The sequence below is a fragment of the Halomonas qaidamensis genome, assembly GCF_025917315.1.
In the GTDB taxonomy this organism is placed as follows: Bacteria; Pseudomonadota; Gammaproteobacteria; order Pseudomonadales; family Halomonadaceae; genus Vreelandella; species Vreelandella qaidamensis.
Genome location: NZ_CP080627.1, coordinates 364,740 through 373,770, shown reverse-complemented (window position 1 = coordinate 373,770; position 9,031 = coordinate 364,740). Strand labels below are relative to the sequence as shown.

The 9,031-nt window shown below is 54.3% G+C and carries 10 protein-coding genes; 4 read left to right on the top strand and 6 right to left on the bottom strand.

All coding sequences use genetic code 11. The features are described 5' to 3' along the window. Positions 1-152: 152 nt before the first annotated feature. Positions 153-1,538 carry an oxygen-independent coproporphyrinogen III oxidase gene (gene hemN, locus K1Y77_RS01830; protein WP_264431403.1) on the bottom strand — a complete coding sequence of 462 codons (1,386 nt, stop codon included), beginning with the start codon at positions 1,536-1,538 and terminating at the stop codon, positions 153-155. Positions 1,539-1,740: 202 nt separating this feature from the next. Here hemN and ubiU point away from each other — a divergent pair, with 202 nt between their 5' ends. From ubiU to K1Y77_RS01815, 3 genes are all read left to right on the top strand, one after another. Then, a complete protein-coding gene (ubiU, locus tag K1Y77_RS01825) occupies positions 1,741-2,736 on the top strand; it encodes a ubiquinone anaerobic biosynthesis protein UbiU (RefSeq protein WP_030074557.1) in 996 nt (331 codons plus the stop codon). 9 nt (positions 2,737-2,745) lie between these two features. Then, positions 2,746-3,660: a U32 family peptidase gene (locus K1Y77_RS01820; RefSeq protein ID WP_264430028.1), complete on the top strand. Its 915-nt coding sequence runs from the start codon at positions 2,746-2,748 to the stop codon at positions 3,658-3,660. 164 nt (positions 3,661-3,824) lie between these two features. Beyond that, positions 3,825-4,271, top strand: a complete 447-nt coding sequence (locus tag K1Y77_RS01815) for an Rrf2 family transcriptional regulator (protein ID WP_030074561.1) — start codon at positions 3,825-3,827, stop codon at positions 4,269-4,271. 53 nt (positions 4,272-4,324) lie between these two features. Here K1Y77_RS01815 and K1Y77_RS01810 read toward each other — a convergent pair whose 3' ends face one another. Continuing rightward, entirely contained in the window at positions 4,325-5,548 is a 1,224-nt protein-coding gene (locus tag K1Y77_RS01810; RefSeq protein ID WP_264430026.1) for an NnrS family protein, read from the bottom strand. 166 nt (positions 5,549-5,714) lie between these two features. Here K1Y77_RS01810 and hmpA point away from each other — a divergent pair, with 166 nt between their 5' ends. Beyond that, positions 5,715-6,887, top strand: coding sequence for an NO-inducible flavohemoprotein (hmpA, locus tag K1Y77_RS01805; RefSeq protein WP_264430024.1), 1,173 nt, complete (start codon positions 5,715-5,717; stop codon positions 6,885-6,887). 68 nt (positions 6,888-6,955) lie between these two features. Here hmpA and ubiT read toward each other — a convergent pair whose 3' ends face one another. The 4 genes from ubiT to K1Y77_RS01785 form a co-directional block, all read right to left on the bottom strand. Continuing rightward, on the bottom strand, positions 6,956-7,453 hold the full coding sequence (gene ubiT / locus K1Y77_RS01800; protein WP_264430022.1) for a ubiquinone anaerobic biosynthesis accessory factor UbiT: 498 nt from the start codon (positions 7,451-7,453) through the stop codon (positions 6,956-6,958). Positions 7,454-7,580: 127 nt separating this feature from the next. Next, on the bottom strand, positions 7,581-7,967 hold the full coding sequence (locus tag K1Y77_RS01795; RefSeq protein ID WP_264430021.1) for a SirB2 family protein: 387 nt from the start codon (positions 7,965-7,967) through the stop codon (positions 7,581-7,583). 9 nt (positions 7,968-7,976) lie between these two features. Then, positions 7,977-8,369, bottom strand: coding sequence for a ribonucleotide reductase subunit alpha (locus tag K1Y77_RS01790; protein WP_264018933.1), 393 nt, complete (start codon positions 8,367-8,369; stop codon positions 7,977-7,979). Between the two features lie 42 nt (positions 8,370-8,411). Further along, positions 8,412-8,981 carry a hypothetical protein gene (locus K1Y77_RS01785; RefSeq protein WP_232222408.1) on the bottom strand — a complete coding sequence of 190 codons (570 nt, stop codon included), beginning with the start codon at positions 8,979-8,981 and terminating at the stop codon, positions 8,412-8,414. Between the last annotated feature and the right edge of the window lie 50 nt (positions 8,982-9,031).

Here is a 9,031-nt window from a genome sequence, read left to right as displayed (position 1 = left end):
AAATTTGCATTACCCGTCAGGCGGGTTCCATAGAGAGGAGTCTGCGCGATCGACACCAGAATTACTGCGTGATTACCTCCATATACACCCCATCTACCCCCAAGGTGATAGAGCAGAAAACGTTAAGGAATAGACACTGGCTACCCATGTCATTATACGGTCCGCGAGTAGCGATTTTCCTTCGGCGTCAGGTAAGCATCAAACGCCATGGCGAGATTGCGGATCATTAACCGGCCCGCCGGCAACACCTCGATTTCATCGTTGCGCAAGGCAATCAAGCCATCGTCGGCCATCTCTTCCAGCTCCTTCAATGCCTTGGCGAAGTAACTGCCAAACTCAATGCCGTGGCGAGCCTCGATAGCAGCGAACTCAAGATGGCCGTGACACATCAGGGTATTGATGACATCACGACGTAGGATGTCGTCATCGCTGAGGCGATAGCCACGGAAGACCGGTAAACGCCCCTCGTCCAGTCGGTGCTGGTACTGGGCCGTCTCTTTCACGTTTTGACTGTAGGTATCCCCCACCTTGCCGATGGAGGTGATGCCTAACCCAATCATGTCGCAGTCGGCGTGGGTCGAATAGCCCTGAAAGTTACGCTGCAACGTGCCATTTTCACGGGCCACGCTCAGCTCGTCATCCGGCAAAGCGAAGTGGTCCATACCGATGTAGACGTAACCAGCAGCGGTCAGGCGATTAATCGTTAGCTCCAACAGCTCCAGCTTGCGCTCTGGCGGCGGCATATCCTCAGGGCGGATCAATCGCTGAGCCTTGAACAATTCCGGTAAATGAGCGTAGCTATAAGCGGCTATGCGATCTGGCTGTAGGTCAATAATCTTGCTCAGCGTGGTATCAAAACTGGCCACCGTCTGTAGCGGTAGGCCATAGATCAAATCCACACTGACTGATTCAAAGCCAGCGTCACGGGCGGCCTTAACCAGCGAGACCACCTGCTCTTCACTCTGCACGCGGTTGACCGCTTGCTGCACCTCGTGATCGAAATCCTGCACACCGAAGCTCAACCGATTGAACCCTAGTGCGAACAGTTCATACACCTGCTCGGGGGTTACTGTGCGCGGGTCTACTTCTAGCGAAAACTCGCGCTCTTCAGGCGCGGCAAAATGAAAGGCATCATCCAATGTCGCCATCAACTCGCCCAACTGAGCGTTACTCAGATAAGTGGGCGTGCCGCCCCCTAGGTGAAGCTGCGTCATTCGTCGCGTGCTATCGAACAGCGCTCCTTGAACGCTAATCTCCTGCCTTAGCCACTGAAGATACTCCGCTGCCCGCTCGGTGTTATGAGTAATGATTTTATTGCAGGCGCAGTAGTAGCACAGGCTTTTGCAGAACGGGATATGTACATAAACCGACAGTGGCTTTGGTTCTTCAGCCTGATTACTGCGCTCGGCGGCGCTGCGATAGTCATCCTCGGCAAACGCCGCATGAAACTGTGGCGCCGTCGGGTAGGAGGTGTAGCGGGGTCCTGGCCGGTCATACTTTTCTACCAGGGGGCGGTTGAACAACGGCTCGTCTTGCATAATTAACGGGGTCTCTAGCGGTAGGCGCAGCAAGCGCTGGTTAATATTCATACGGTATACGTTTTTAAAAAAACCTGCATCCATCGCATGGCCCTGCGGCGTTCCGTCCCCTTTGAAAGCATTCTCATAATGACCTGAGTCAAAGGGAGGCAAACAATAGGCGACTACTATGCTCAGGTTTTCATCTTAAGGAGTCTTCGCAATGGAGCTTGTATGCCCTGCTGGCAACTTGCCTGCCTTGAAGCGTGCGGTGGATGAAGGAGCCGATGCCGTTTACTTCGGTTTTCAAAATGCGACGAACGCGCGCCAGTTTGCTGGGCTAAATTTCACCGACAAGCGCGCCCGCGAAGGGATCGACTACGCCCATCAACGCGGCAAACGAATACTTTGCGCGATTAACACCTACCCCCAACCCGATGGCTGGCAACAGTGGACCCGCGCCGTGGATCAGGCGGCCGACCTAGGCGTCGATGCTTTAATTCTAGCCGATATGGGGCTACTTGATTACGCTGCCCAGCGCCACCCTAACGTGGCTCGACACCTGTCGGTACAAGGGTCGGCAACCAGCCATGAAGCACTACGTTTCTACCATGACCACTTTGGCATCACGCGTGCCGTATTGCCCCGAGTGTTATCTATCACCCAGGTACGTGACTTAGCCAAGCAAACGCCAGTGGAACTCGAAGTGTTTGCCTTTGGTAGCTTATGCATTATGGCGGAAGGCCGCTGCTACCTCTCTTCCTACCTCACCGGCGATTCACCCAACACGCGAGGCGTCTGCTCACCTGCGGCGCATGTTCGCTGGGAAGAGACGCCCCAAGGTCTAGAATCGCGGCTTAACAATGTGCTTATTGACCGCTACGCGGAAGGTGAACGCGCAGGCTACCCCACCCTGTGCAAAGGCCGCTTTGAGGTGGGCGGTGAGACCTATCACGCCATTGAAGAACCCACTAGCCTCAACACCCTGGAACTGTTGCCCGAATTGCGTGAACTGGGTATTAGCGCAGTTAAAATTGAAGGCCGCCAGCGCAGTCCCGCGTATGTGTCTAAAGTAGCCGGCATTTGGCGTCAGGCACTGGACCGTCTTGAAGATGCGCCTGGACGCTTTCAACCAGAACATGCCTGGATGGCTGGCCTTGCCGAGCTTTCCGAAGGTGCTACCACTACCTTAGGCGCCTACGAGCGACGCTGGAAATAGGAGCTCTCCATGTCTACCCCGACTCTGCAACTGTCCCTGGGCCCGGTACTGTTCTACTGGACACGAGAGCGCTACGCCAATTTCTACCGCGAAGCAGCCGACTGGCCGGTGGAGATCGTTACCCTAGGCGAGACCGTCTGCTCCAGGCGTCGCGATATGAAACTGGACGACTGGCTTGGCATTGGGCGCGAGCTTACCCAAGCGGGCAAGCAAGTGGTGCTCGCCAGCCAAACATTGATTGAATCTGAGGCCGATTTGCGCGACTTGCGCAAGCTCTGCGACAACGGCGACTTCATCGTGGAAGCCAACGACCAAAGCGCCTTACAACGCCTTTCGTGTGCTGGGCTACCGTTTATCGCTGGGGCTGCGCTGAATCTTTATAACCCCGCAACGCTAGGCGTTATGAAGCGCACCGGGATGCAGCGCTGGCAAGCACCGGTAGAAATGTCTAAAAAGGACTTGGCCCAGCTGATCGCCGACTGCCATCAGGCAGGTGTCAGCCAGCCCTGCGAGGTGTTTGCCTACGGCCACTTGCCACTCGCCTGGTCATCACGCTGTTTTACCGCGCGACGCCATCAAACGCCCAAAGATCGCTGCAAATTTGTTTGCCAAAAGTATCCTGAAGGCTTAGTACTACGTTCCCAAGAGTCTCGCGATGTTTTCACCCTCAACGGCATACAAACCCTCTCAAGCGCCTGTCAGGATCTTCGTTACGAACTACCGGACATGGCCGCCATGGGCGTGTCAGTAGCACGCCTTAGCCCCCGGGCGGAAGGTATGGCAGAGATAGTCAAGGCCTTCGACCAAGCCCGCCAAAATAGGCTGCCTCCCCCCGACCCATTAAGCGTGGTGGATGCAGAGATCTGCGACGGCTACTGGTATGGCCAACCAGGCATGGACAATACCCGCACCGTCGCTAGCTAAAGCAACGGAAAAGCGCCATCAGGCCAAGGTCGCTTTTCCGTTTAAATGGCCTTGCCGTATGGCAGGGCCACCCGACATTTCATCCCAACAAGATTGCAACCTACTGAACATTCATACAACATACTCTTTATCAGCTTGACTACTCTCGGAGCCACGTAACCTCCATGCAGCTCACTCGATTTACTGATTATTCAATACGCGTATTGATCTTTCTTGCCGCTAAGGGAGAAGAGCGCTCCACCATTCATGAAATTGCCGACACCTTTCAAATTTCGCGCAATCATTTGATGAAAATCGTTCAGGAGCTTAGCCAGAAACACTACGTCACGGCTATTCGTGGCAAAAATGGCGGTTTACTGTTAACGCGTGACCCCGCCACTATTGGTCTGGGAGAGCTGGTGCGCGAGATGGAGCATGGCATGGCGTTAGTCGAGTGCTTTCATAGCGATAATGCCTGCATCATTACTCCCGCCTGTCGTCTTCAACCGATTCTTAAAGAGGCATTATCCGCGTTTCTAGACGTCCTCGACCGCTATACGCTGGCTGACCTGCTGGGCAACCAGCAACCTGAACTGGCGCGTCTTATGCGTATTCCTACCCTCAGCGCTTAGTCCTTCAAAACCAGTCCTTCAAAACTAGTGCTTCAAAACCAGCCTTTGAAAACCTAGCCCTCCTGCCCATCGACCCGCGCCCGCATTAACGGCAACGTGTAGTGCGCCAGAAAGATAACGTAGGCCACACACCAGAAGGTGATGCTTAGCGTATAAGTCCAGTGGGTGATCTGGGGAAACAGCGCCAACACAGGGGAGCGCATAACGGCCGCTATTAGCATTAACCCTAGCGCTACGCCGATGCCCGGCAAGGTGCGTATTGGCCGACCGGTATGGCCAAGTGACACCCGAGCCATCATGGCTAGCATCATAACGCCCATTCCCCCAATGCTCAGGGCATGAATCGCAAGTTCAGTGCGTATTAGCCCCATCAGTGCTAACACCCACATGACAAGCCCCAATGGGATGAAGGCATAGCTGCCATGCAATCCCCATAGCAACGGTTCGCGCCAGCTATGCAGCCCACCCCAGCGTGCCATCCGTAGCGTGTTCGCCAAGGCCGCGAAGAGCATTGTTCCACCCATGAATGCAACAGGAACGGCAACACCTAGCAAGATGGCCAGTTGCAAGAGTACAACACCGCCGGTACTGCCCAGTGTAGCCACTTCAAGTAGTGGAATAGGCGCTGGTTTGGGGCGCTTGAGACGATTAGCAGTAAACATGGCAATGACCCGCCCGCCCACTAAGGTCATCATCAATGTGATCAACAGCACCGCTAAGTAGGCAGCCTGGCGAATCATCTCGGGATCGCCGTTGATCACCCCCACGTGCATCGCCAGATTCGCCATCGCAAATAGCATAAGCACGGGGACAAAAATTAAATTACGCCAACGTTTTGCGGTCACCACTAGCGTCGCCATAACGATAGCAACGACGGGAAGAAAGGCGAGGTCGACGATCACTATCAGCCACCTCGGTAACGCTACAGAAAAGACTATCGGAAAGGCCATTAGCAGCCTACCTAACAGCCATAACGCCACTAACGCGATCAACGGGCCGCCATTTAAGCTCGGTAACCCGGTCCAGTTGCGCACAGCGGTCAAGAGAAAACCTGCAACCACTGCTGCCGCAAAGCCGAATAGCATTTCATGTTGATGCCAAAAAATCAGCCCGCCGTAGGGGCGTAACAACATATTGCCGTGCCAAAAAGCTAACCACACCAGCAGAGATAGCACGCTAAACAGCGCGGCCAGTAGGAAGAAAGGACGAAACGCCAGTCGCACCAAGGGGAGCTGCTTACACGTGGAGGCTGGCTGGGATGAGGTAATCGTTGGCATGGCAGAATCCCGACTGAATTACTTGGAAATAGCATTGTGCGCTTTGCAATCTTCAAAAACCATGACAGGTATCAAAAATGCATCTTTTGGCGACACAGGTGGCATTTATCCCTTCTAGACCTTAAGATGCATTTATAAAGCATCTTAAAGAAAAGAGGTATTACCCGTGCTAACACTTGAACAGGCAAAGCTGATTAATGCGACGGCGCCCATAGTTGCAGAACATCTGGACGCCATTACTCAGCATTTTTATCCGTTAATGTTTACCCGCTACCCTGAGGTCAAACCGCTCTTTAATGAGACTCATCAGCAAAGCGGAGGCCAGCCACGCGCCTTAGCTAACGCGGTATTGGCCTATGTAAAACTACGCAATAACCCTGCTCAAGCACGCGCCACGTTGGCCGTTGTGGTCAGTAAACATGTTTCTTTGGGTATTCTTCCAGAGCAGTACCCCATTGTGGGTGAATGCTTATTAGCAGCCATTGGTGATGTCCTTGGCGATGCCGTTACCCCCGCCATTGCCGATGCGTGGGGAGCACTTTATAACGAACTCGCTGCTCTTTTAATCGATCTTGAAGACCAGCGTTACCGTGAGTTCGAGCAACGACCCGGCGGCTGGCGGGGCACACGCCGGTTTAAGATTGCCAGCACCCAGCAGGAGAGCATCTTAATTCGCTCGTTTATTCTGGAACCCGAAGATGGTGGCAGCGTGGCTGACCATGAGCCTGGCCAATATATCGGCGTGCGCCTGACCATCAACGGTGAGCAGGTCTATCGGCATTACAGCCTATCGGATATTCCCAATGGTCGGAGCTATCGCATCTCGATTAAACGCGAAGCAGAGGGGCAAGCCAGCCGTCATTTCCACGATGTCCTGCAACTAGGCGATAGCCTAGAGCTGCTTCCCCCCGCAGGTGATTTGACGCTGGTAGAAGGTGACGAACCGCTGCTGCTTGCCAGCGGAGGCGTCGGTCAAACACCCCTGCTACCCATAGCACGCCATGCGCTGGCGCTAGGGCGCCAGGTTGTCTATTTACACGCTGCCCTAGACGTCGATCACCACGCTTTCAATGGCGAGCTTGACGCTTTAAAAGCGGCCTACCCCCAACGTTTTCAGGCGGTCACTATTCATGAACGCGGAAACCGTGCCGATCATAACGGACGTATTGACCGCTCCTTATTAGCCGACTACCTGCCTGGGCCTATGGCACGCTGCTATTTTGTTGGCCCCCAGGGTTTCATGACCGCCATTAATAGTGCGCTGGCTGAGCTGGGCATTAGCGCAGACCGCCGCCACTTTGAGCACTTCGGCCCCTCACGTCCCCTCGACGCGGCTTGATAACAAGTGGCCTTGGCGAAGGACCGAGGCCACCTATTAAACATCCAGCGAGGCTGGAGACGATGACATTATGCCCTGCGCGCAAACCTCTCTAGCCCTATTAACACCTCCCCCAAGCGCCCTTGGGCGAAACTCTCTTCACGTCCATCAAGTAGGTTCTTCAGCGTCAGTCCCAGCTCCGTATCGCCTTCAATGACTAAACGGCGCTGAAAAAACAGGCTATCGGGGTCTTCGCGACGCGTCGCCAGACACAAAAATTCGCGCCAGCCACCACGAATAATTGCCTCGCCAAGTTCACGGCACACGACCAAACGCTGGGCTTCCAGCGTCAAGCTGAGCGCTATCCCTAAATCGGCAATGGCTAGCGTAATACGCCGCCCTTCTAAAACATCGAACTCCCCTTCTTGAAGAGGCTCAGCAAACGTATGGTTAAGTAAAGACTCGACCACACGCTGCTTGATAATAAAAGGCACCTTCGGATCAAGAAGACGAATCAAATGTTCAAGGTTTATCGGTAGCGGCAGCACTGCAGATGGCCTTGGAACAGCAAACGGTAGCAATGACACTAAACGCACTCCTACATAAAGGAATCAATGGCGAACACCACAGGGGTCTATGTAAACGACAGAGTTCGATGCTAAGCACTGTGAGGGCGCTTAACCCTGATATGCATCAGGAGAGGCGCGGATAACGTCACGCTAACCAGGAAAGTGGGCTGTGGCGAATAACGGCCCCCACCATATAGGCAAATAAAACGATAGCTACCAGGGCGGCAACCGCACGCGCTTGGGGTGTTTTCCCACGTTTAATCGCAAAGGTACCAATACCGATATACGCCAGTAATGCCAGCAGTTTGGCGCCAAGCCAAGGAAGCTGCCAGGGCCATACAGAGAGCAGCATGAGTAAGGTGACCCCCAGCCCCAACAGAGCAGTATCGATGAGATGGGGCAGCACCCTAACCCAGCGCGCGTTGAGCCGAGGGCTTTCTCGCACTGACCACCATGCGCGCACGACAAAAAGCGTAATACTCAACACCGCAGCCGTGACATGCAGATGCTTGATGACAAAATAGTGCTCCACGGAACATCCTCAGCCAACGTTAACGGCATCGCCCTGATGATCGAAAGCAATGAACGAGGTAATGTTGCCCATTTGTAACGACTCGGTCATTCGCTGAAGCTGACGTTCAACGTCGGCATCATCGGCAGGGTCGTCCATGGCCGCCGCAAATACCAAATCCCATTCAAACCCAGTACGCCGAGACTCCTCAACCAACGCCGCCATACTGCTCAGTTCATCTATCGACTTGTCCACGCAGACGACAGGCACCAGCACACCGCCCTCGCCCTGTTCGAAACGGCGACGCTGTTCAGCATCAGGAAAATCGGGCAGCTCAGCGTGAACGAACACAAATAGCAACCGCTGGGGCTTCGCTTGCTGACGCGCTTCTTGCAGTAGATCGGAAAATGTCGCTATGGTCATAAAAAGCGCCTTATCGTTAGTTGGTTAAATGAGTTGATGGCATTATTCAGGTGACTCGACAAACAGCCATAACAGCAGCATTATCATGATTAATGGAATGAGCAGGCTCAGAGGTGCGGCCCGCCAACCATAGGCTTGAACCACTAAGGGTTCCATGCGTAAAGAAAATCCCACGCCTGCCGCGATGGCCAGGAAGAGTCCTATTAATAAGCATTTCAGGCAGCCAGGCATCCAACCGTTGGCATGGGCGATGCCAGTGGCAATAACAGCACCTCCCACCCCTAACCCCCCTCCTACCAGCAGAAATTCACCAGGTTGATTGGCCACCCCAAACCCAATGAGCACCAGCGCCAGCCCCAACAGCAGCCATTGCATCAGGCGGCACGTGCTGTTGCGGCGAGCCAACCGCCATGCAGGCCAGGCCAATAGGGCACCGCTACCCAGCGGTAACAGCACGTAGACAGGATGAATAGCGAGCAGGGTATACAGTGTCCAGCTGGCTACCGCTAACGCGCTGGCCAGCGGCATCAATAGCATGGCTACCAGCATCTGGTAGCCATTGACTGGCTCTTTTGATGTCTTCAGTGACGAAGGTGGCGTAGGTGAAAGCATGGTGTTTCCCGGCGAGGGTATGAAGACATCAGAAGACGTGCCAGAATTGT

Bases quoted from the DNA above. Each gene is read 5' to 3' on its own strand.
- hemN (WP_264431403.1), bottom strand. From the start codon at position 1,538: ATGCAAGACGAGCCGTTGTTCAACCGCCCCCTGGTAGAAAAGTATGAC.
- ubiU (WP_030074557.1), top strand. From the start codon at position 1,741: ATGGAGCTTGTATGCCCTGCTGGCAACTTGCCTGCCTTGAAGCGTGCG.
- K1Y77_RS01820 (WP_264430028.1), top strand. From the start codon at position 2,746: ATGTCTACCCCGACTCTGCAACTGTCCCTGGGCCCGGTACTGTTCTAC.
- K1Y77_RS01815 (WP_030074561.1), top strand. From the start codon at position 3,825: ATGCAGCTCACTCGATTTACTGATTATTCAATACGCGTATTGATCTTT.
- K1Y77_RS01810 (WP_264430026.1), bottom strand. From the start codon at position 5,548: ATGCCAACGATTACCTCATCCCAGCCAGCCTCCACGTGTAAGCAGCTC.
- K1Y77_RS01790 (WP_264018933.1), bottom strand. From the start codon at position 8,369: ATGACCATAGCGACATTTTCCGATCTACTGCAAGAAGCGCGTCAGCAA.
- K1Y77_RS01785 (WP_232222408.1), bottom strand. From the start codon at position 8,981: ATGCTTTCACCTACGCCACCTTCGTCACTGAAGACATCAAAAGAGCCA.